The sequence below is a fragment of the Aquamicrobium segne genome (genome assembly GCF_042656785.1).
Classification (GTDB): Bacteria; Pseudomonadota; Alphaproteobacteria; order Rhizobiales; family Rhizobiaceae; genus Mesorhizobium; species Mesorhizobium segne.
Genome location: NZ_JBHSLL010000019.1, coordinates 76,313 through 100,028, shown reverse-complemented (window position 1 = coordinate 100,028; position 23,716 = coordinate 76,313). Strand labels below are relative to the sequence as shown.

15 protein-coding genes and 1 tRNA gene are annotated in these 23,716 nt (G+C 55.9%); 9 read left to right on the top strand and 7 right to left on the bottom strand.

What is annotated here, in order from left to right; all coding sequences use genetic code 11:
* The first annotated feature begins 35 nt into the window (after positions 1-35).
* Positions 36-581: a hypothetical protein gene (locus ACFPLB_RS08010; RefSeq protein ID WP_378228838.1), complete on the top strand. Its 546-nt coding sequence runs from the start codon at positions 36-38 to the stop codon at positions 579-581.
* Positions 582-645: 64 nt separating this feature from the next.
* Complete coding sequence (locus ACFPLB_RS08005) at positions 646-1,194, top strand: hypothetical protein (protein ID WP_378228837.1); 549 nt, start codon at positions 646-648, stop codon at positions 1,192-1,194.
* A 61-nt stretch (positions 1,195-1,255) separates the two neighbouring features.
* Here the strand turns inward: ACFPLB_RS08005 and ACFPLB_RS08000 are convergent, their stop codons facing one another.
* Positions 1,256-2,611 carry a tyrosine-type recombinase/integrase gene (locus ACFPLB_RS08000; protein ID WP_378228836.1) on the bottom strand — a complete coding sequence of 452 codons (1,356 nt, stop codon included), beginning with the start codon at positions 2,609-2,611 and terminating at the stop codon, positions 1,256-1,258.
* Positions 2,612-2,983: 372 nt separating this feature from the next.
* Between ACFPLB_RS08000 and ACFPLB_RS07995 the strand changes: the two genes are divergently transcribed.
* Both ACFPLB_RS07995 and fghA read left to right on the top strand, forming a co-directional pair.
* The gene (locus tag ACFPLB_RS07995) at positions 2,984-3,589 is read left to right on the top strand and encodes an IMPACT family protein (protein ID WP_378228835.1); all 606 of its coding nucleotides are present in this window, start codon (positions 2,984-2,986) and stop codon (positions 3,587-3,589) included.
* Positions 3,590-3,770: 181 nt separating this feature from the next.
* Positions 3,771-4,604: an S-formylglutathione hydrolase gene (gene fghA, locus ACFPLB_RS07990; protein WP_378228834.1), complete on the top strand. Its 834-nt coding sequence runs from the start codon at positions 3,771-3,773 to the stop codon at positions 4,602-4,604.
* 1 nt (position 4,605) lies between these two features.
* Here the strand turns inward: fghA and ACFPLB_RS07985 are convergent, their stop codons facing one another.
* Positions 4,606-4,983, bottom strand: coding sequence for a GFA family protein (locus tag ACFPLB_RS07985; protein ID WP_378228833.1), 378 nt, complete (start codon positions 4,981-4,983; stop codon positions 4,606-4,608).
* A 152-nt stretch (positions 4,984-5,135) separates the two neighbouring features.
* Here ACFPLB_RS07985 and ACFPLB_RS07980 point away from each other — a divergent pair, with 152 nt between their 5' ends.
* Entirely contained in the window at positions 5,136-6,407 is a 1,272-nt protein-coding gene (locus ACFPLB_RS07980; RefSeq protein ID WP_378228832.1) for a metallophosphoesterase family protein, read from the top strand.
* On the top strand, positions 6,407-9,991 hold the full coding sequence (locus ACFPLB_RS07975; protein WP_378228831.1) for an AAA family ATPase: 3,585 nt from the start codon (positions 6,407-6,409) through the stop codon (positions 9,989-9,991). The genes ACFPLB_RS07980 and ACFPLB_RS07975 overlap by 1 nt, the downstream gene beginning before the upstream one ends.
* Positions 9,992-10,123: 132 nt before the next feature.
* Here the strand turns inward: ACFPLB_RS07975 and ilvD are convergent, their stop codons facing one another.
* Positions 10,124-11,797, bottom strand: a complete 1,674-nt coding sequence (gene ilvD, locus ACFPLB_RS07970; protein ID WP_378228830.1) for a dihydroxy-acid dehydratase — start codon at positions 11,795-11,797, stop codon at positions 10,124-10,126.
* Between the two features lie 199 nt (positions 11,798-11,996).
* Positions 11,997-12,072, bottom strand: a tRNA-Thr gene (locus ACFPLB_RS07965).
* A 170-nt stretch (positions 12,073-12,242) separates the two neighbouring features.
* Here ACFPLB_RS07965 and ACFPLB_RS07960 point away from each other — a divergent pair.
* Positions 12,243-13,340: a hypothetical protein gene (locus tag ACFPLB_RS07960; protein WP_378228829.1), complete on the top strand. Its 1,098-nt coding sequence runs from the start codon at positions 12,243-12,245 to the stop codon at positions 13,338-13,340.
* Positions 13,341-13,386: 46 nt separating this feature from the next.
* Here ACFPLB_RS07960 and ACFPLB_RS07955 read toward each other — a convergent pair whose 3' ends face one another.
* The 3 genes from ACFPLB_RS07955 to ACFPLB_RS07945 form a co-directional block, all read right to left on the bottom strand.
* Complete coding sequence (locus ACFPLB_RS07955; protein ID WP_378228828.1) at positions 13,387-14,193, bottom strand: TIGR02186 family protein; 807 nt, start codon at positions 14,191-14,193, stop codon at positions 13,387-13,389.
* Complete coding sequence (locus ACFPLB_RS07950; protein WP_378228827.1) at positions 14,193-15,116, bottom strand: sulfite exporter TauE/SafE family protein; 924 nt, start codon at positions 15,114-15,116, stop codon at positions 14,193-14,195. The genes ACFPLB_RS07955 and ACFPLB_RS07950 overlap by 1 nt, the downstream gene beginning before the upstream one ends.
* Before the next feature lie 378 nt (positions 15,117-15,494).
* On the bottom strand, positions 15,495-19,175 hold the full coding sequence (locus ACFPLB_RS07945; RefSeq protein WP_378228826.1) for a peptidoglycan-binding protein: 3,681 nt from the start codon (positions 19,173-19,175) through the stop codon (positions 15,495-15,497).
* A gap of 359 nt (positions 19,176-19,534) precedes the next feature.
* On the opposite strand from ACFPLB_RS07945, the gene ahcY reads away from it, so the two are divergent.
* Both ahcY and ACFPLB_RS07935 read left to right on the top strand, forming a co-directional pair.
* Positions 19,535-20,935, top strand: a complete 1,401-nt coding sequence (gene ahcY / locus ACFPLB_RS07940) for an adenosylhomocysteinase (protein WP_378228825.1) — start codon at positions 19,535-19,537, stop codon at positions 20,933-20,935.
* Positions 20,936-21,140: 205 nt separating this feature from the next.
* Positions 21,141-23,714 carry a sensor histidine kinase gene (locus ACFPLB_RS07935; RefSeq protein ID WP_378228824.1) on the top strand — a complete coding sequence of 858 codons (2,574 nt, stop codon included), beginning with the start codon at positions 21,141-21,143 and terminating at the stop codon, positions 23,712-23,714.
* Positions 23,715-23,716: the final 2 nt, after the last annotated feature.

The window sequence follows — 23,716 nt, the reverse complement described above, 5'->3', positions numbered from 1 at the left end:
TCCGCGTCATCGATTGAAGTGGGAGGAGGCAAATTTTGACTATTGTATGCTTGGGCTGGGGGTCGCTGATATGGCGCCAGGGCACTCTGCCGGTTCGCGGCGAGTGGCAGCCGGACGGCCCCGTCCTTCCGCTGGAGTTCGCCCGCGAATCAAATGACAAGCGGATAACCCTTGTCATTACTCCAGGCGCGCCAATGATAACCGCGCTCTGGGCCGAGCTTGATGTCGAAACGCTCCACGAGGCGAAGGCAGCGTTGGCTGCACGGGAGGGAATTTCTGAAGCAAACATTAGACGGAGCATCGGCGCATGGAGCGCAGATACCGGTTCGAGCGATACCATTGGTCATTGGGCCGAAGGAAAAGGCTTTGCCCATGTCGTATGGACAGCGCTCAAGCCGAAAATCAGGTCGGAGTATCGGACCCCCTCGGCCGCCGAAGTGTTGGGGCATCTCGCATCACTTGCAGATGAGGCCCGCGGCCGAGCTGAGGAATATGTGCGGAAGGCTCCCCAGCAAATAGCGACGCCGTATCGCGCTGCGATAGAACAGGTGCTGGGATGGACGCCGCATGGTGTGACATAGGCACGTTGTGCGTGTCTCACTGGCCAGACCGCACAGAGGCACCACGACATAATGTAGGAAAAAGATGATGGCGCTTACCGCTGCGCAAGAATTTCTAAGAGTGGCGCAGATGGTATCTGACCTCACCGTGAGCGTGCCGATAGCTTTGATATCAAAGGAACGTATCAGCGAGATCGAACAGCGCGCTCCAAGCGACCCAACAATAGGTGCCCTCAATGCGGAGCTGCGTAAGAAGCTCAAGGCAATCGCCCGTCCCGAAGACTATACGCAGATGGCCCAAGCCTATGAGGCATATGCGGAGGCATCTTTTTGTCTTGTTATGGCTGACCGCGGCGTGCAGCTTGAGCGGACGCCTGGCACCGGGAAACTAAATCAGAAGCGACCCGACTTCGTACACCATCATGGAAACGGCGACATCTACTTCGAGGTGAAAGCGCTTGAGATCGCGGCGCCAATAGCGCGCCATAAAGAGATCGCCCATCAGGCACTGGAGATAGCAGCGGACCTTGACCAGCGCGCGCGTGCCGGGAGTTCATTTCGGCAATCCGTTGGAAATCTCAGGGCCGCTTCCGGGAATGCCTCTCGCCGAACGCCTATGCGCTACGGTCGATAAGATCGCCAACAATGTGAAGCCGGATCAGATTCACTACGGAGCAACAGTTCTGGTCGTCGATCTAGGTAACGACGCTCAAATCCTCTTCACCCACGCTGGGAGATTTGACGGCTTTTTCTAGGAAATGAGAGAGTGCGGCCTTTCGCGATTTCCGATCCAGCGCATAGGCGGTTTGCTTGAATTCAATCCCATCAAGTAGTCCCTGAATGTAGCCAGAAATTGTGTCGGCAGCCATGATCAGGGCTGTATCGAGAGTATGGATATATTTGCTCGTAACGGTTCCCTTAGAGTGGCCAACCAATGCGGCAATTGTGACCTCGGTAAACCCAAGGTCATTGGCGATACTCGCGAAGCTATGACGGAGGACGTGCGGGGTTACATCGGCGAGCTGAGAGGTTCTGAAAATCTGTTTCCAATGATTTGGGAAGCTGCCAAATGCATTGTCCTCGTCCTGGCCGGGAAAGACGTACGATCCCGTCGCAGTCTTTCGACGCTCCTCCAGATATTCGACGACAGCAAGCCCGACAGGGCGAACGGACGCACCTTCCTTGCTGTCTGTCAGGCGCAGGCAGCTCGCGTCGGTGTCGGCCTCGCGCCACATGAGCCCGATAATTTCACTTCGCCGACATCCGGTAAGCGCAATCTGACGAATTAGATCGACTGTCATTGTGAATTTTGGGTTCTCGGCTGCTGCGCGAAGAATCTCCCCCAAAATCCTGTACTCGGCTTCCGTCAGCCGCCGGTCACGAACATTGTCCTTCGGCTTGCGGATGCCATGTGCCGGATTGGTCGTTATGATCCCGGCTTCCATTGCGTAGGTGAAGATGCCGCCCAGAAGCCCGATCGTTCGCGTGGCGGTGCCGGCACCGCCCGTGACGACGGCCTTGCCACGCAGTTTCTTGGTTTTGACGGACACGGCGGTTTTACCGGCCATAATGTCCTTCATGACCTTGGTGATGTCGGTTTTCGTGAGATCTTTGACGCGCCGGTTGCCGATGAGGGGCGTGATATGTCGGTGGATTCGGCCGGTGTCGGTGATGATGGTCGTTGCCTTTTTCGGCCGACCACCTTTCCCGAGGATAAGGCCAGCGTCGAGATCCTTCAGGTACATGGAGCACAGCTCCTTCACGGTAAGCGCCTGATGGTCGAGCAGGCGTTCTTCTGAAGGGTTGTCACCCTGTGCTACGCGGCCAAGTTGCACCTTGGCTTCTTGCCGCGCAGTTTCTGCGGTCCAGATTCCGTGAAGACCTATGGTGTAGCGTCGGGTTCGACCTGCCGCCCGGTACTGGATCAGATAGCTGCGCTTGCCGGATGCGAACACGCGCAGGCCGAAACCTGGCAGTTCGTCGTCCCAGATGAAATAGTCCTTCTCACGGACTGCTGCCGCGTCCACGACGCGCTTCGTCAGCTTGGCCATTATGCGATACCTCCTTGGTGAACCCGCTGCTTCCGCGGAAGCGCCACGGAAGCAGCAGGAGGAAAGTCAGAGCGAAGCTTCGGATATGAATTTCGGTGAGGCGAGAGTAATTGTCTATTAGTTTCAGTGGGATATCGTGCCATAGCGTGTCCTAGCGTGCAATTCGGATAGTCAGCCCAAATTGCTCCGAAGGCAGAGGTCACAGGTTCGAATCCTGTCGGGTGCGCCATTTCAGAACAGAACTATGAACGTTATTCACTGCCGTTTCCGCGCTGAAAGCAGCAACCATTCATAATTTCAACAAGCTGTCAGCAAAAGCAGTTTGAGCAAAGCCGGGTTGGCCGAAAGGCCATACTGGCTTTATGAAGGTGCATGACCACGCTTCATACCCTCATAACCACCGAAAACGCCCGGCAGGAAATCAAGAAAAGCCGCTTTCTGGCCATTGCCGGCCCGATTGATTCCGAAATGGCTGCAAAGGCCTTCATCGCACAGCATTCCGATCTTACCGCCAACCATAATTGCTGGGCATGGCGGCTGGGCCAGAACTACCGCTTCAGCGATGATGGTGAGCCTTCCAGCACCGCAGGCAAACCCATCCTGCAAGCCATTGACGGCCAGTCTCTGGATCGCGTGGCCGTTGTCGTTACCCGCTGGTTTGGCGGAATATTGCTGGGAAGCGGCGGCCTGATACGCGCCTATGGCGGAACGGCAGCGCTTTGTCTGCGCACTGCTGCCAAAACGCCTCTGATTGAAACCACGCCGTTGAACATCACCTGTATTTTTTCCGACCTTGCCCTTGTCGAGGCACGGCTTTCGACAATTGCCGCAATACAGATAACAGCGCGCAAATACACAGAAATGGGCGGCGAACTGACACTTGCTGTTCATGTGCCTGAACTTGAACAAATCATTGCCCTGATTAATGACCTGACCAGTGGGCGCGCCATCATCAACACCTGCCTCGCACAAGAATAGATGCTGGCTCTCTCCTTGACCCGAATCCTTTTGTAGGCTCAGTTGCAGCCGCCCGGCACGGGCTGGCTTGAGCGTGTCGTGATCTTTCAGGCTCACGCGCTTGCTTTAAGTTTTGTTTTTACGCATGTCTTTATCCCGACCCTTAGGTTCGGGAGACAGACTTTATAAAGGATTGGCAATAATGAAAACGGTTTCGACCGCAAAGGTCCATGGTGGGGTTCAAGGTGTCTATACGCACGCTTCTGAAAGCTGCGCCTGCGATATGACCTTTGCCGTTTTCACCCCGCCACAGGCTGAAAATGGCCCGGTGCCTGTTTTGTGGTATTTATCCGGCCTCACCTGCACTCATGCCAATGTGATGGACAAGGGCGAATACCGGCGCATGGCGGCTGAACTGGGCCTGATGATCATCTGTCCTGACACCAGCCCGCGCGGCGAAACAATCCCCGACGAAAAGGACAATTGGCAGTTCGGTTCTGGTGCAGGCTTTTATGTGGACGCCACTCAAGCCCCTTATGCGCAAAATTACCGCATGTATTCTTACATCACGCAAGAGCTGCCGGAATTGATTGGCGCCAACTTCCCCGCCGACATGAGCAGGCAGGCCATATTCGGCCATTCAATGGGCGGGCATGGCGCATTGACCATTGCCTTGAAAAACCCGGAGCGCTTTCGCAGTTGCTCAGCCTTTGCACCCATTGCTCAACCCAGCACTGCCGGATGGTCGCAGCCGGCACTGGAAAAATATCTTGGTCCGGATGAGAAAGACTGGCGCGCCTATGACGCAACCTTGCTGATCAGGGACGGCCACCGTTTTCCTGAATTTTTAGTCGATCAGGGCACGGCTGACGGTTTTCTGGATGAGGGCCTGCGCCCCTGGCTGCTGGAAGAAGCCTGCCGCGAGGCGGGCATATCGCTCACCTTGCATATGCGGGACGGTTACGACCATTCCTACAATTTTATTTCCACCTTCATGGATGATCATCTGAAGTGGCACGCCAAGCGGCTGAAATAATTTAGAGCGTGTCACGATCACGCTCATAATGTTTCCTGAGCGGAAATGGTGGCAACCACCCTTCACGGCGAATGGTCCATAATTCATAGGTTGGTTGCAACTGGTCTGGCGCATCAAGTGAACCAAGGTTCACCTCAACTTCATCACCGGTACGCGCAAAAACAGAAGAGCCGCAATCGGGGCAAAAATAGCGTCCCTTATAGCTATGCGTTGCCCCTTCAACCGTTACTGCCTCTTGCGGAAATATTGCAGAAGCATGGAAAAGCGCCCCATGATGCTTTCGGCAATCCAGACAATGGCACAAGCCGACCCGGCAGGGGCGGCCTGACGCCACAAGCCGGACTTTTCCGCAAAGGCATCCTCCGGTAAAGCTGTCCATATTTTTTCTCATCAGAAATACTAAAGCATTTTGTGAGTACAGATGGAATCATCTGTACTCACAAAATGCTTTGAAAGCCCGTACTGGCCCCTTGAGACTGAGGCAGATAAGATAGCTCTCAATACCAAACTGATCTGAAAGCCCTTTGCTGCATGCCCTTTCGATTTGTTCACACGGCTGATCTGCATCTTGATTCTCCCTTGCGCTCACTGGCCATGCGCAGCCCCGACCTTGCCGCGCTGGTCAGCGATGCAACACGTCAGGCCCTAATCGCCATTGTTGATTTATGTATGGAAGAACAGGTGGACGCCCTGATCATTGCCGGTGATCTTTATGATGGCGACCAGACATCAATGAAAACGGCGCGCTTTCTTGCCAGTCAGATGCACCGCTTGCATGAAGCGGGCATTGAAACCTTCATCATTCGTGGCAATCACGATGCCATGTCGAAAATCACACAGGAACTGGACCTGCCCTCATCGGTCAGACGCTTTTCCGGCCGGGCGGGAACTGTTGATCTTGTCAGCGGCAATCTGGCTGTTGCCATCCACGGCCTGAGCTTTTCCAAGCCCCATGCCCCTGAAAGTCTGCTCGAAAAATATGCCCGCCCGACACCGGATGCAGTCAATATCGGCATCATGCACACCAGCCTTGACGGTGCGCAAGGCCATGATCTTTACGCCCCTTGCAAAGCATCGGACCTGCATGGCTGGGGTTTTGATTACTGGGCACTGGGCCATATCCACATGCGGGCGCAACATGTCGGGGACAGTACAATCATCATGCCGGGCATGCCACAGGGGCGCGACATCAATGAAGCAGGAGAAAAAACCGTTACCCTTGTAACCGTTCATGATGATCGCAGCCTGACAATTGAAGAACGGCCAACCAGCATTGCCCAGTTTGAGCGCATAGCAATCGACCTTTCGACAGCGCAGACATGGCAGGACGCCCTTGAATTTATTGAGACAGGCATCGGCAAGGCCCGCGACCAGACACGCTCGGCCCATCTGGTCGGGCGTCTGCACCTGACCGGCACAACCGCCTTGTCATGGCAATTGCGCCGGGACCGTGATCTGCTACTGGCAGAAGCCGAACAGCGCGCTGAGGGTTTTCATAAAACCTGGATTGAAAAAATCGGGATCACAACCACAGCCCCGGCCGCCACTTTTTCTGGCAGCCTGAGCGCCGACCCGGTTCTGGAACTGGGCGAACTGATCCAGAACGACATTCTCCACCAGCATGGCATTCGCCAGACCATTCATGAGATGGTTATGGAATTGCGGGCGGATCTGCCTCATGAGGCTCGCGGTTTTAGTGGCGATAGTGAAAGCGCATTTGAGGCTCTTATTGATCAATTGCTTGCAGAAGGAAGTCAGGACATGCTGGCCCGGCTGAAGCTGGATACATCGGTGAGTAACTGATGCGCCTGCGCCGTCTTGATCTTACCCGCTACGGGAAATTTACTGATTATTCGATCGACTTTGGCGAACATGTCGCCGCAACACCGGATTTTCACATTATTTACGGGCTAAATGAGGCAGGAAAATCGACCTCCTTGTCAGCCTATATCGATCTGTTATTCGGCATTGAAGAGCGCACGACATATGGTTTCCTGCATCAGGGCAAAGCCATGGAAATCGGCGCCTGTCTGGAATTTGGCGGGCAGGAACATGAATTCAGGCGCCTCAAGCAGCGCGCCAATTCCTTGCAGGATGTTCAGGGCCAGCCGGTCAATGAAGCGCTGCTGAGCGTGCCGCTGGCCGGCCTGACGCGCGACACCTACCGCATGATGTTTTCGCTTGATGATCAGACGCTGGAAGAGGGCGGCAATGCCATTCTTGCAAGCAAGGGTGATCTGGGTGAATTGCTGTTTTCGGCAAGTGCTGGCCTTTCCGGGGTCAATTCCATATTGGAAGCCGCCATTTCAGAGGCCGATGGCCTCTATCGTAAACGGGCCAGAAGCACGAAGATTGCGCTTCTCAAGCAGCAGATTGGCGAGCTTAAAGCCCAGTGCGATGAAATTGACACGCAAGCCTCAACATATCGAAACCTGGTGAGCGCGCTTGAACAGGCAACAACGGCTTATGATGAGGTCATGGAGGAGTTTGGCGCCGCAAAAGCACGCAATGACCAGATCGCGCGCATTTTGCGCGTCTATCCTCTGACACTCGACTATGCGCGGGGAACAGCCCGGCTTGCCGAATTTGAGGATTTGCCCCAGCCTCCCGCAGAATGGGCCACAACAATTTCCGATTTGATTATCGAAGAGGCACGACTTCAAACCAGACAGGCCGGTCTTGTTCAGCGAGAGCAAAAGGCATGTGAAGAACAAAGCCGCATCGTGGTTGAAAGCCGCCTGCTTGAAATGGAAGATCGCCTTGAAGAACTGAACGAGGCCACCAGCCGCTATATAACCGCAGAAGAAGACCTGCCCAAAAGACAGGCCGCATTGCTGGAGGCAAAACGCAGGCTTGATCTTATCCTGGCCAAGCTTGGCCAGTCAGACATTGATGACCCCAAAACGCTGCTGGTTCCGGTGGCGACGCTTGGAATCTTGCGTGATCTGATCAGCGAACAATCCGGCATTGAGGTGGCCTTGCACACGGCCAGACAGGAACATGACGCGGCCCGCCAGGCGCTTGAAAAAGAACAGCGCGACCGGCAGGCTCTTGATGGTCAGGGCACCCGGCTTGACGCAGGCATGAGTGCGGCGTTGCAATCATTGCTGGCGCAGTTGCACGATGGCAATCTCATTGCCGAATTGCGCCTTGCCGAACGGGCGGTTTCAGCCAGACGCCAGAATTTTTCCGATATCACAGCCCGGCTTCACCCATGGTCGGGGGATGGCGATGCGCTTTGCAAGATCATGCCTGTTGCAACAAGCCTTCTTGAAGACTGGCAGCAACGGGCCAATGACCTTGCCAGGCGTCGCGCCCGGATCATGGAGCATGACAGAGAGCTTGCAAGCACGCTGGAGGAAGAAGAAGCAAGATGGGCTGCACTTCGCAGTGCAACCGATATCATGGAGGATGAGGCAGCAAATGCTGTTCTTGGCGCGCGTGACGCTGCCTGGGCACAGCATCTGAACATGCTCGACCGGGAATCAGCCGATCATTTTGAAGCGCAGATGCGCAAGAATGATGCTGTTATTGCTGCACGCCTCAACAGCGCCAGAGAGCTTGAAGAATTGCGAACCCTGTCTGCGAGGCTGGCGACAACCCGGGCACGCCGCACCCGCCAGCAGCATCTGCTGCAAGACGTCGATGACGAGTTGCAAGCCCTGAAATGTGAGATCAGGGCACAAACACCGGCTGAAATCAAACTTGACGACCAGCTAGAGCGCCGTGCGTCCTGTCGGACGCACAAAGGACGCTCTAACTCTTTGAATGAGCATCGGAATCATCCAAAAACCGATTCCACTTTTTGGTCCGATGCTCTAACGCCCGGATCATGGCTGGCAAGCATCAGACAATGGATGGAGGCTCATGCGGCGGCGCTGCTGGCATGGGAGGAACTGCGTCAGAGCCTGCGGGACGCTAAGGAGGCGCACACGGCTCTGGCGTCCATACAGGGTGGACTTGGCGCAATCCTGACAAAAGTCGGGATCGCGGTTGATGGTCTTGATCTTGCAGCCTTGCGGCAGGCGGCCGACACAATGCTTGCCGCCCAGACACAGATGCAAGCAAGACAACTGGAGGCAGACAAGCGCGCAAGCGATCTGGAGGCAAATCTTGTTTCCCGCAAAGCCGCAGTTGATCATGCCACAGCCAAAGCCGATCTGTGGCAAAAACGCTGGCTGGAAGCCCTTGCAGGCACCTGGTTTTCAGATCAACACAACAGCATCGGTGCGGTTCGTGAAATTCTCGATACTGTCGCCAGCCTGCCCGACGCCTTGCGCGAAAATGCCGACATGCAACACCGCATTGCGGCCATGCAGGCTGACCGGAAGGCATTTGTCCATGCCATTGGCCAGCTTTATGAGCGGCTCGGGGATCAATTTGACGCCAGCAACCCGGTCAGTGCCGCCAAAGCCCTGAGCCTGCGCCACGAGGAAACCAGACGGGCCAGGGCAAAGCAGCAGGAATATGAGGCCATTCTTGCCGCTCTTGCAGCAGAGCGCGAGGAACTGGAAGACAAGATTGCGCTTCATGAAGTGCGCAGCAGGCAACTGACAGAGTTTTTCCAACTCGATACGCTGGCCGAAGCCCAAAAGGCGCTAGAGGCTTGCGGCAAAAGGGATGAGTTGATCAAGCAGCAAAGCAGGCTTGAACAGCAGATTGTAAGCGATATGCAGCTACCATCGCTGGATGCTGTGCTCACCAGCCTGGCAGACATGAACGGGCCTGAATTGCAACGCGAACAGGCTCAATTGCAAGCGAGCCTTGAAGACCTTGATCAGCGGGCAAAAGACCTGTTTGCCAACAAGGCGCGCGCAAATGATGCACTGAACACCATTGATGGCGATGATGAGGTTGCGCGGCTTATGGCCAAACGGCAGACGCTGTTTCTGGAGATGGAAGAGCGCGCGCTCCAATATCTGCGCCTCAAAACGGGCAGCCTTGTCGTTGAGCATGGTATTCGCGCCTATCGCGACAAACACCGCAGCGCCATGATGAACCGGGCCTCCGAAGCGTTTCGGCTGATCACCCGTAATGAGTATTCCGGCCTTGCCACACGTTCTGACAAGGAGCGCGAAACATTGATCGGCTTGTCACGCCATGGCGGTTCGCGACTGGCAAGCGAAATGTCAAAGGGAACACGGTTTCAGCTTTATCTGGCGTTGCGCCTTGCCGGTTATGAGGAATTTGCCGCGTCCCGGCCTTCGGTTCCCTTTATCGCCGACGACATTATGGAGACATTCGACGAGCCGCGCTCTGAGGAGGTGTTTCGGCTGTTTGAGCAGATGGCGCATGTCGGACAGGTTATTTACCTGACCCATCACCGGCATTTATGCGAAATTGCCGCGCAAATCGTGCCATCCGTAAAAATTCACGAAATTGCATAAGGCATGATCCCGGCTCGGGATCATGCTCTAAAGCCTGTCTCCCGAGACTTGAGAACCAGTTTTGGGATAAAGACATGCGTAAAAACAAAAGCTTAAAGCGGGTCGCGTGAATCTGAAAGATTGCGATACGCTTTAGCCAGTAATCGCTCCCTCATTGGCAGGGCGGGCAAGGGTTGCGAATTTGGCTAAAACACCGCGCCTGTAGCGTGGTTGCGGCTGCTTCCATGCAGCCCGTCGCCTGGAAAGCTCTGCCTCATCCACATGCAGATGCAAAAGCAGCTTATATGCATCAATAGTGATGGTGTCGCCTTCTTCGACCAGTGCAATGGTGCCGCCCTCATAGGCTTCTGGCGCGACATGACCGACCACCATGCCCCAGGTGCCGCCCGAAAAGCGCCCATCCGTGATGAGGCCAACCGTTTCGCCAAGCCCGCGCCCGACCAGTGCTGAAGTGGGGGCCAGCATTTCGGGCATGCCCGGACCGCCCTTTGGCCCCAGATAGCGCAGCACCACGATATCGCCTGCCTTGATCTTGTCGGCAAGAATGGCATCCATGGCCGATTGCTCATCATCAAACACACGGGCCGGGCCGGTAATGACCGGGCTTTTCAGACCGGTGATCTTGGCCACGGCACCATCTTCAGCCAGATTGCCCTTCAAGACAGCCAGATGGCCTTGCGCATAAAGTGCTTTGTCAAACGGCATGATGACATGCTGGTCAGTGCGTGGCGTATCGGGCACATGGGCCAGCTCTTCAGCCAATGTGCGACCGGTAATGGTCAGGCAATCGCCATGGATCAGCCCTTCCTTGAGCAGGATTTTCAACACCTGGGGAATGCCGCCAGCCTGATGCAGGTCAACCGCCATATATTTGCCTGAAGGTTTTAAGTCACACAGCACCGGCACTTTGCGGCGCACACGCTCAAAGTCGTCCAGCGTCCAGTCAATTTCGGCTGCCTGCGCGATCGCCAGATAATGCAGAACCGCATTGGTTGAACCGCCAATGGCCATGATCAGCGCCACTGCATTTTCAATGCTCTGACGTGTGATGATGTCGCGTGGCTTGATATTTTTCTTCACCGCCTCGACCAGTATGCGGCCAGATTCTGCCGCACTTTCCAGCTTCTCCTGATCGGGACTGGCCATTGTCGAAGAATAAAGCAGCGACATGCCAAGCGCTTCAAAGGAAGAACTCATCGTATTGGCCGTATACATGCCGCCACAGGAGCCGGTTGTCGGGCAGGCATTTTGCTCAATACCTTCAAAATCCTCCTTGCTCATCGTGCCAGCCATGAAAGCGCCAACGGCCTCAAAGGCCGAGACAATGGACAGATCCTCGCCTTTCCAGCGGCCGGGTTTGATGGTGCCGCCATAAACATAGATGGCTGGCGCATTGGCGCGTAAAATACCAATCATGCCGCCCGGCATATTCTTGTCGCAGCCGCCCAGCACCAGAACCCCGTCCATCCACTGGCCCTGCACGGAAAGCTCCACGCAATCAGCAATGACCTCGCGTGACACGAGAGAATATTTCATGCCTTCAGTGCCCATCGACATGCCATCTGAAATGGTGGGGGTGCCAAATGTCTGCGGATTGGCGCCTGCTCCCTTGATCGCAAGAACAGCAGCATCCGCCAGCGGCTGGAGACCGGCATTGCAGGGCGTGATGGTGGAATGGCCATTGGCAATGCCAATCATCGGCTTGTCAAAATCAGCCTTTTCATAGCCCAGCGCATAATACATGGCCCGATTGGGGGAGCGGGCCACACCTTGCGTGATGTGTTTTGAGCGTTCGTTGAAAGGCATGATGGATTCTCGTGTCTAGAAAGCGCAAAGACAGGATGATTGCACGTGGGAACTTTACGTCAACATCAAAAAGAGCAATGCAAAATATATCTTATCGGAGGCAGGATCACAATTGCCAGGCCTGGAAAGCCATATCAGCCGGCCCGACAGAAAGTCGTCTGGCTGGGCAGAAATAAAAATTGACAGAACGGATGAGAAATGGTGCCGCTTAGGTGACTCGAACACCTGACCCCATCATTACGAATGATGTGCTCTACCAACTGAGCTAAAGCGGCCCGGAAAAGCGTATTCTCCGAGAATGCGGGCGTGATAGCTGCAAGCCTGCATGATTTCAAGATGCTCTTATGAAATTCAAGACAATTTGTTGGAACTCGTCAACAACATTGATTGATCCGCATTCTGCAGGTAACCATCACGATAGTGTATCTTTCACAAGGATTTCGGTTTGGACCCGATCGAAAAAGCGATTCGGAATGCGCTTGAAAAAGGTGATGCCGGAAACCGGGCCTTCCGCGAGAAGGTGTACCGCTCAGCTTTTGCTGCGCTCGACCGTGCCTTGCAGGCCAATCCCGGCGTCACGGTTGAGACAGCGATCAACCGCCGCAAGGCCATGCAGGCCAAGGTTGCTGAAATCGAGATGCAGTTTCTGCCGCCGGCAAATATAAGAACAGCGACCTCTCAAGACAGCGAAAATCCGGGCATCAATGCACCTGAGGAACCATCTGTGACCCCGCAGCAGCCAGATGAATCCACATTCCTCAACACGGTCCCCAGCCGCGATACAGCCGCATCCAGTGACCATGTGATACCCGTTGTTCCCGACATCATTCCCGAAGGCCCGCTGCCACGCACAATTGCCAAGCCAAAGCCTGACCGTGCGCCCCGTCAGCGGCGGCCACGCAAACGGGGTCTGCCTGCGCTGTTTTCCATCCTCACGCTGCTTGCCGTCATCGGCCTTGGCGCATGGTGGCTGCTGCAATCGGGCGCACTGCGCACGGCTGAACAGCGCGGCGAAGTGCCGGTGCCTCCGGCAACAGTCGAGGACGAGGATTTTTCACCCTCCGGGACAAGCACACCGCTCAGAGCCGGGCAGGAGACATTTTCGGGTGAATGGATCACCGTCTTTTCACCTCTTGATCCGACAACTGTCTCCAGCCCGGCTGACGCCAGCGCACAGGTGATGGAAGATGACAGCGGCACATTTTTGCGCCTGCGCTCAGGCGCATCCGGTTCTGCCATTTCCTTTGATGTGGGCCAGGGCATTCTTGATGAAATTGCAGGCACCCATGCGGTCTTCGTTCTGGTGGCGCGCGCCGAAGACAGCCAGACAACGCAAATTGCGATCGACTGCAATTTTGGTGAGCTGGGCGATTGTGGCCGCAAACGCTATGAGGTTGGGCGCGAGCGCAACGAATATCTGTTTGACGTGCAATTGCCAGACAAGCGCGCAGGCGCAGCCGGTACCATCGCCATCAATTCCGATGTCGACAATCAGGGCAAAGCCATCGATATTTACGAGATCAGGGTTTCACCCAATCCGTAACTGCCTGAAGCATTTCTTTGTTTTTACGAAAAACGGATGAAATGCTTTAATCCCTGCGGAAGACAACGCTGCCCAGCCAGCCCACGCCCATTGCCAGCGCCACAGAAAGCACACCATAAAAGAAACCATGATTATGGGCGAGGCGAAACACGGCCTGCTCAAAACCTGCCTTGCGAATTTCAAGCTGGGCTGAGCTTTCCTTCACAAACACACCGTTTTTAAACAGGAAGGCCCGCGCCTTATGGGTGCCGACGGGAGCATCAGGCGCAAGGCGCACGGTTGCACGAAACAGGTTTTGCGACAAAAAACGCACCCCGCCTACATTTTCGCTGTAAAGCCCGTCAGCAACCTTTCGCTCTCGCAGCGCCTGAGTAAACTCAGCAATAGTGAGCGGGGCGCCTTCTGCATCGACAGGCTGGAGATAGATATTATTGACGCCCAGCGAAAGCTGGCGATAGCTGACCGGCTCGGTAATGTCCTGAAACGGCCGTGTCGTGGCTACCGAATAAGAAACCGGCACATTTTCAAATTCTTCAGATTGAAGGTTGATCCATATGCCCAGCACACGGGCCTTGCGACGCACAACAATGCGCCTGGACGGTCCCTCCAGAACCACGATCACATCATAGCGCCCCTGCCGGGCCACTTCGGGATCACCATTTTCAAGCGACCCGAAAATGGTGAGGTCCGCCCCTGAAAAGCCAGCCGTTATTGCAATCTGCTCGGTCGAAAGTCCGATCTGAAGGCCTTCAGGGTTGATCGTCTCAGGCGCCTGTCCTGCCGCATGGAGCACACTGGCAAAGATCCCCGCCAGTACCAGAAAAAACCGCAAGATTGACAGGCCGCTCTTCATCAGCCCATTCCCGGAATGCTGAGCGAATAGATATTGGCCGGTTCCAGGAACAGATCAACCGCCAGACGCAACGCCACAGCCAGCACCAGCAGCGCCAGCAGCGCCCGCAATTGCTCGCCACGCAATTTCTGACCGGCCTTGACCCCATATTGCGCCCCGGCAACCCCGCCGACCATCAAAAGCAGGGCCAGCACAATATCAACCGTGAAATTGGTCGTGGCATGAATGAGCGTCGTATAGGCCGATGTAAAAATGATCTGGAACAGGGACGTTCCCACAACCACATTGGTGGGCACACGCAGCAGATAGATCAGCGCCGGCACCATGATGAAGCCGCCGCCTACCCCCATGATGGACGACAGGAAACCAATAATGGCTCCAATGCCGAGCACGGGAATAATGCTGACATACAGCTTGGAGGTGCGAAACCGCATCTTGAGTGGCAGGCGGTGAATCCAGTTATGCTGACCGGGGCGTTTCAGACTCACGGGTGTGCCGCCTCGCGAAGCCCGTAAGGATTTGAGGCTTTCGATCAGCATCAAAGAGCCGACAGAACCGAGCAGGATGACATAAAGCAGTGAAATGAGCAGGTCGAGTTGACCAAGACTTCGCAACAGCGAAAACACATAAACGCCAGCCGTTGAGCCAACGACACCGCCTGCCAGCAGCATAAAAGCCAATCTGAAATCAAGTGTACCCCGCTTCATGTGAGACATGGCCCCCGAAAAAGAGGAGCCGATCACCTGATTGGCGCCGGTGGCAACCGCGATGGCTGGTGGAATATTATAAAAAATCAGCAGAGGCGTGATGAGAAAACCCCCGCCAACCCCAAACAGGCCCGACAGAAAGCCGACTGCTGCACCCATTGCCAGCAATACAAAAATGTTAACGGAAATTTCCGCAATCGGGAGATAAATGCCCACCCGTCTCTTCCAATCGACCCTCGCTTCCGGGACTTATCATAGCACCGAAAAGCTAACCGCTTCTTGCACAGGAACCACTGCCGCAATTTTTGCAGGCCCTGAAGATAAAATCAAAAATATCTCAATCAGTTAACAAGAAAATATATGGTCGAATATAAGGCAGGGCATCGCAATAACGACACCTGCTGCACTTATTTGTCCGATGACGCAAAAAGCGGCAGATAAAATAGACAGAGCATTTTATTTTCACGCATGCCTTATCTAAAGCCTGTCTCCCGAACTGGGAACCAGTTTCGGGATAAAGACATGCGTAAAAACATAGGCTTAAAGCAGGTCGCGTAAATCTGAAAGATTGCGACACGCTCTAGGATCAGGACCCTAATTCTTTGCCAGCAGGGCCTCGATCAGCTTTTCATCCACCTCACCGGTTGCGGGCAGTCCATTGTCGGCCTGAAAGGCAGCAATCGCCTGTCTGGTCTTGTCCCCCATTGCCCCGTCAATCGCCCCGGCTGCATAGCCGTTCTTGTTGAGGATGGCCTGGATATTACGCACGGCCTTTTTCATATCGACAGAGGCCGTGGTGACAGGCTCACCCACCCAGGCGTCAGGAATGGTGACGCCATTGGCATCAAGATCAAGCTCTCTGGCTTCCCACAATTCTGCCGTCTGGCGGGCCTTTTCAAGCTGTTCGGGCCGCAACGCCCTGGCAATCTCATCGCGCTTGGAGGCAGCATCCTTGTCTCCGGTCTTGGCCACCAGCGAAAACCATTTGTAGGAATCTTCAAGATTTTGCGCCATTCCCACGCCCTTGGCGGCAAGAATGCCCAGATTGAACTGGCTGTCCTTGACACCAAGGTCGGCAGCAGCCTTGAACCAGCGCACTGCGCCGGCATTGTCAGCTGCACCGTCTGTCCCCATCGTCAGCAAAACAGCCAGATTGTGCATGGCGCTGGCATTGCCCTGCTTTGCCGCCATCTCATACCATTTGCGGGCTTTGCCGATATCACGCGCAACACCGGTGCCCTTTTCATAGAAATTGCCAATCCGGTACTGCGCCGGAGCAAGCCCCAGTTCGGCAGCCTGCTCATACCATTGTGCAGCCGCAGACAAGTCTTCGCTGACACCGCGCCCTTCCGCATAATGCGCCCCAATTTCAAACAATGCCTTGGCATCTCCTGCAGCTGCGGCTTCCCGCAAGACAGGCGTCCCGACACTGACTGGAATATCGTGCAAAAGTGGCGATACCGGCAAGGATACGGGCGAAATTGCCGCGGTGGACACTGTGTCAGTCAAGGCGGCATCGGCAAGCTCTGCTTCATCTGGCGCAGCAAGACCTGCCACCTCGGCCTGCACGGACAGATCGTCTGGCTGGCTGTTTTCAGACAAGCCGGTTTCCGGCAAGGCGTCAGTTACAGGGGTTTTGTCCTGCACTGCTGGTGCGACCTGCGCATCACTCAAGCGCACAGGTTCGACAATGCGAGTTGGTTCAGCCAGCGGCGCTTCAACCGCCTCCGCAGATTTTTCTTCTGCAATGGCCTGTTCAACCGTAACCGGCGCATGGGCAACAGTTGAAACCTGCTCGCCACCGGCAAGATAGCTCTTGCCAAACTGCAAACCTGCCAGAGCCAGAACAATCGCACCCGCAGCCATCAAAACCGGTTTACGGCGCGCCTTGAGCCCATCACTCATGCGCGCAGCCTTGCCTGTGTCGTCAGGGCCCGGCTCGCGGTTCAGCGTTGCAGCTTCTGTGGCTGCCGCCTGTGCGGCACGACGCGCTGCGGCAATGAAGTCCGAGCGGGCCGCATCCCCGGTTGCAGGCATGTCTGCAACCCCGCGCTCATCGCGCACCCGCTTGAGAATGGCATTCAGGTCCGGCGTCCCCGAACCCGGCTCCAGCGGTGTATTGACCAGCAAAGGCTCCAGCGGCTCATCCAGTTCCGGTTCAACACTTTCATGCGCTTTCAGCGCCTCTTCAGGCTTGAGCGCGGCCTCCTTGCGGAAAGCCCGGGAAAAACCGCCAAACAAGGAGTTTTTGCGCGTGCTCTCGTCATCGGCAGCCTTTGCAGGCGCGGGCGACGGCACTTGCGCATCCATGGCATGATCGAGCAGGGTTTTGCCCTCCTCAGCCAGTACCTCCACGCCCGGTTCCGGTGCAGTATCAAGCGCAATCTTGGGTGCCTGTTCCGGCGTCTCCTGAGAGGCTTTAACCGTTTCCAGCGAGCCCAGCCGATCAACAATTTTCAAAAGCGTGTCGTGGATGGCTTCAAAAGTGCGCGCATTGCGGTCATCAGAGCGGCGCGTCAGCGCTTCCAGCGTCTTGAGATCCTGAGCAAGGCCGGCAACGGCGGCATGTTCATGCCCTCCCCCCGCACCTTCGGCCACGATTGCCTGAACAGCGCGTTCTGTCGCCTCACGGGCAGCCTCTAAAACGGTCTCGCGTGTGCCAGCCAGCGATTGTTCGATCTGGCTCAGGCGCGGGCTGATATCCTCAAAATCAGGAAGCGGTGCACCCGGCATGGAAAGATGAGCAGACAATCCTGCCACCTGCGCTTCCAGACTGCGGATCAGTTCCGGGTCAATACCCCCAAAACGCTCGGCAGAATCATCAAGCTGCTGTGAAATACCGGCAAGGCGCATTTCAAGACCGGCAATCGCCTGCTGTCCTGCCGGTTCACGGTCATCCAGTTCACGAGTCAGCGCAGCAAAGCGGGCATCGATGGCCTCAATCACTTCTGCGGGATCAAAAGCAGGTATCGCCTCAGAGCGATCCAGACGCTGGGCCACATCATCCAGCCTGCGCTCCAGATCACGAAAAATGATATTGCCCTGCTCGACCGCCTCACTCTGGCGGCGATCCATCGAGGCGGCAAACAGATCAAAACGCTGCTCCAGCCCTTCCAGCAAAGGCCCCAGATCAGGAAGCTGCGGCGCCTGGTCAACACGATCGGCAATGGCTGCAATCTGGTCGGCAAAGCGCACCAGAACATCTTCAGGCAGATGGCTTTCTACCGCCATTTCATCCACGCGCTCAGACAGCAGGGTCAACCGTTCCATGATTTCGGCTTGCTGGCGGTCCTGCGCCACCTCCTCGATCTGTCCCGCCAGCGCCGCAATGCGGTCCTCGATCCGCTCCAGCACTGTGGCGTCAAAACTGTTTGCCTGCGCCGCAACCGTAGAGGCGACAATAGCGCGCGAGATTTCGTCCAGGCGCTCATCAATCAGGCCCAGCATGTCTTGCGGCGCAGAACAACGGCTGGCTATCTGATCAACCGCCAGCGCCAGCGCATGCAGCTTTTTTTCCAGCGAAGGCTGCGAAAGCGACTGCGGCAGAATATCGACCGCACGTGCAATCTCCTCCAGCCGCTGATTGAGCAGAGCCAGCGCCGGTTCTGAATGTTGCTGATCTTTACCGGCCTCAAAGCGGTGTTCAAAAGCCGACCAGCGCCGGTCGAACTCTTCCCAGCGACGCCCGACCGCCTGTACACTTTCCTCGCTGGCCAGCGTCTCGATCCGTGCCCTGAGTTGCTCAAGCTCCAGGCGCATGAGGCCAATGCCGCGATCGTCATTTTTATGCGCCAAATCCTGAACCGTGCTGGAAAGCCGCTCCAGTTCACGGCCAAGACGCACGCTTTCATCTGCTCCCTTGCCTGAATGGAAAGCGTGATCAATATCCTGACGCAGCACTTCAAATTCGCGCTGCAGGCCTTTTGTCATCTGCTGGCGCAGATCATTGCGCAAACCCTGCAATTCACCGGCAATACGGCCAGCCGTGGCAAGACCGTCCTCCTGACTGCGCGCCCGTTCAATATCCTGCATCAGCGCCTGATAGTTGCGCTCAAGCCCATAATTGCGCTCAAGATCGGCATCGGGGCCAGCATTTGACTGGCGTAAAATCCGCTCCCGATCTGGGCCGCTTTTGCGCAACGGCATATCGGCGCGGCTGCGGTGCAGGCGCTCTTCAAGTGCGGCCAGAGATTCGTTGATCTGATCCAGTGCCGAGGTGGAATTGTGCTGGCGCCCTGCGGCCGATGCGCCAGGATAAGGCCTTCTGTTGCTCATCGCCCTGTTGCTCATCACCACAACCGTTCCCCTTAAAACCCGGCCCAAAGACCGGAACCCCCTTTAATAATCGGCCGGCTTCAAAAAGGTGCGGATGGCATGATCGACCAGGCACCTGCCGAAAACCGTGAATGTTTTGTAACTGAACAAGAAACGCAGAACCGATAAGCGCACAATTCACTCAACGTGGTAAACAAGCGGTTAACCGCGCCCGTTTTCAGCGCAAATATAATGATCCATGTCGCAAAAGTGACATTGCCAGATAAGGATTTCCTTATATCCATTGTTGCTATCGGCCTGATCTGCTAAGAGCCAAGAAAATCAATATTTTCTGCCGATATTTCGACCGGAGCACCATCATGACTGCCGACAAGGATTATGTGATCACCGATATCTCGCTTGCCGATTGGGGGCGCAAGGAAATCGAGATCGCGGAAACGGAAATGCCGGGCCTTATGGCCTGCCGCGAAGAGTTTGGCGCAAGCCAGCCCTTGAAGGGTGCGCGCATCACCGGCTCCTTGCACATGACCATTCAGACTGCCGTGCTGATCGAGACGCTGAAAGCGCTGGGGGCAGAACTGCGCTGGGCGTCGTGCAATATCTTTTCCACGCAAGACCATGCCGCAGCCGCTATTGCCGATGCCGGCATTCCGGTTTTTGCCGTCAAGGGCGAGACGCTGGAAGAGTACTGGACCTATACCGACAGGATTTTCCAGTGGCCGGACGGAAAACCTTCCAATCTGATCCTCGATGATGGTGGCGACGCCACCATGTATATTCTGCTGGGCGCGCGCGCTGAAGCTGGCGAAGATGTGTTGAAAAATCCCGGCAGCGAGGAAGAAGAAATCCTTTTTGCCCAGATCAGGAAGCGCATGGCGGCCACTCCGGGCTTTTTCACCCGGCAGCGTGACGCAATCCGCGGTGTTTCGGAAGAAACCACCACCGGGGTCAACCGCCTCTACCAGCTTCAGAAACAGGGCCTGCTGCCGTTTCCCGCCATCAACGTCAACGACTCGGTCACCAAGTCGAAATTCGACAATAAATATGGCTGCAAGGAATCGCTGGTCGATGGCATTCGCCGCGGCACCGATGTGATGATGGCGGGCAAGGTTGCTGTCGTCTGCGGCTATGGCGATGTCGGCAAAGGCTCTGCGGCCTCGCTCTCAGGTGCTGGTGCGCGCGTCAAGGTGACCGAAGTTGACCCGATCTGTGCGCTTCAGGCAGCCATGGACGGCTATGAAGTGGTGACATTGGAGGAGGCCGCCCCCAGCGCAGATATTGTCATCACCACCACCGGCAACAAGGATGTCATTCGCCTCGAACATATGCGGGCAATGAAGGACATGGTGATCGTCGGCAATATCGGCCATTTCGACAATGAAATTCAGGTTGCAGCCTTGCGCAACCTGAAATGGACCAATGTAAAGCCGCAAGTGGACATGATCCACTTTGCCGATGGCAAGCGCATGATCCTGCTGTCTGAGGGCCGTCTGCTCAATCTGGGCAACGCCACCGGCCATCCGAGCTTTGTCATGTCGGCCTCCTTCGCCAATCAGGTGCTAGCCCAGATCGAGTTGTTCACCAAAAGCAGTTCGTATCAAAACGAGGTTTATGTGCTGCCCAAACATCTCGATGAGAAGGTCGCCCGCCTGCATCTGGGCAAGCTTGGCGCAAAACTGACCACGCTCTCAGAAGAACAGGCTGCCTATATCGGTGTCACACCACAGGGTCCGTTCAAGTCGGAACACTACCGCTATTAATTAAAACTATATCCACCACTACATATAGAGCCGGACGCATGGTTTTGCGCCCGGCTTTGTTTTTGCCGCGCTTCCAGCTTCACCTCGATTCGGTCAGGCGGTATTGTGGGGTGATTCGTGGCGCTTCAGTCAAACAGGGGTTTGGGGCCAACAGGCCTGTTTTTCGACTGGACGTCCTTGCAAAAAGGCCGGAGAGGACAACACCATGCCGGGGGAATGCCCGCTATTTGCGGGAGCAGCCATCACGGGCGGTCATAGCGATTCCAGCAACAGCACCGGTCACCATTTGTGTGCCCGCTGTTTGCATGTTGCGCGCAGGCTCGGCTTGTCGTCCGGGGCCAGCATGCTTGCATTTCCTCTGTTTTCCTTAAGCGCACACGCACAAACATCAATGCAGGCCGCCGCCATGCCAATCGGCACATCAGAAGTTATCCAGCTTGCCCTGTCGGTCGGCGTGATGGGCACGGCACTGATCACAGCCATTGTGCTGATCCGCGAACGGCAGCGGATGTCTGCCGAAAATGTCCGGCTTCGGACCCATATCGCCGATGTCAATGCAGCCCTGCAACGCCAGGAAGCCATTCTTAATCTGCGCGACCAGCGCATTATTGTCTGGGACAGCGCCACCCAGAAGCCGGAACTGATCGGCTTGTTACCGCCGGAAGCCGGCGCACCGGAAGAGCGCGCCACTTTTCTGGCCTTTGGCCGCTGGCTGACACCGCGTTCTGCCGCAACACTCGAACGCAGCATTGTCGCCCTTCGTGAAAAAGGCACAGCTTTTGACATTGCGGCTGAAACACATGGCGGCGCACCTCTGGAAATTCAGGGGCGCAAAGCAGCCAGCCTGACCCTGGTGCGGTTTTTGTCTCTATCGGAAAACCAGCGCAGTCAGGCTCGGTTACGACTGGAAAACAAACGGCTGGCCGACAGCAATGAAACATTGACCGGCTTGCTTGACGGCCTCGACATGCCTGTCTGGCTGCGCGATGAAAATGGCGACCTGAAATGGGTCAATCCAGCCTATTCCCACGCAACCGAAACCACCGACACACAAGAGGCCATACGCCAGGGCAAGGAATTTTTGGGCGATCAGGCCCGCACCATGATTGCCGACAAACACCGCACCAGCCCGATCTTTGCACAGATAGTTTCAACGGTCACTTTCGGGGATCGCCGCCAATATTCCGTTACCCATTATAACGGGCCACGCGGGTCTGCCGGGCTTGCCTGCGATGTGAGCGAAATCGAGATGTTGCGCGCGGAATTTGAACGCACGGTGCGCAACCATTCCGACACGCTCGACCATCTCAACACGGCAGTCGCCATTTTTGACACAGACCAGAAATTGCGCTTCTTCAATCAGGCTTTCCAGAATTTATGGATGCTGGATATTGCCTTCCTCAACAGTGCGCCTGACAATGCGCTGCTGCTTGACCGGCTGCGCAGTGAAGGCAAAATTGCCGAACAGCCGGAATGGCGACGCTGGAAGGAAAATCTGCTGGGCGTCTATATGGCCGTGGAAACGCAGGAGCACTGGTGGCACCTGCCCGACGGCAAGACAATCCGCGTTGTCGCCAATCCGCAACCCAAGGGTGGCGTTACCTGGCTCTTTGAGAATCTGACCGAAAAGATCGACCTTGAAAGCCGCTATCAAACAGCCGTGCGGGTACAGGGAGAAACACTGGACAATCTGGCCGAAGGGGTGGCCGTGTTCGGCCCTGACGGGCGTTTGCGCCTTTCCAACCCTGCCTTTGCCGCCCTGTGGGAACTGGATGAGGGTATCATTAAGCCCAATGTTCATGTTTCGCTGATCCGCACCAGTTGCGACCAGCGGGCCAAGGACAGTCCCTGGGGTGGCTTTGTCGCCGCCATCACCGGATTTGATGAGGAACGGCGCAATTGGCACGGATTGGTGGAACTCAATTCCGGCTCGGTGCTGCGCTATGCAGCCATTCATCTTCCCAATGGCCAGATGATGACCACTTTTGTCGACGTGACCGCCAGCGTCAATGTCGAACGGGCGCTAAAGGAAAAGAATGAAGCCCTGCTGAAATCCGACCAGATCAAGAATGATTTCGTCCAGCATGTGTCTTATGAATTGCGCTCGCCGCTGACCAACATCATCGGCTTTACCGAATTGCTGTCCCTGCCTGCCACCGGGCTGCTGTCACAGCGCCAGCGCGAATATGTCGAACATATCGGCTCGTCCTCATCGGTGCTGCTCACCATCGTCAATGACATTCTGGACCTTGCCACTATTGATGCGGGCATCATGCAGCTCGATATGCGTCAGGTGAATGTGAAGGAAGCCATTTCAGCCACCGCCGAGCTGGTTTTCGAGCGCTTGCAGGAACACGCAATCAAGCTCGACGTGGACGCTTCCACCGCCCCGGTCAGCTTCCACAGTGACGAGGTGCGGCTGCGCCAGATCCTTTATAATCTGCTCATCAATGCCGCCAATTATGCCCCTGTTGGCAGCGCGATACGCCTCACCTGCCGACAAGTGCCCGAAGGGGTCGAGTTTGCCGTGCACGATGATGGGCCGGGCATGCCGCCCGATGTGCTTGATCTGGTGTTTCAGCGCTTTGAATCACGCGTCAATGGCGGGCGCAGGCGCGGCGCCGGTCTTGGTCTTTCCATCGTCAAAAGTTTTGTTGAACTGCATGGCGGCCATGTACGCATCAAGACCGGCGAGGATAAGGGAACCACCGTTATCTGCACTTTTCCTGACAGGCCAGCCCCCGACAGGCCAGCGGATATGCACGACGCTGCGGAGTGATC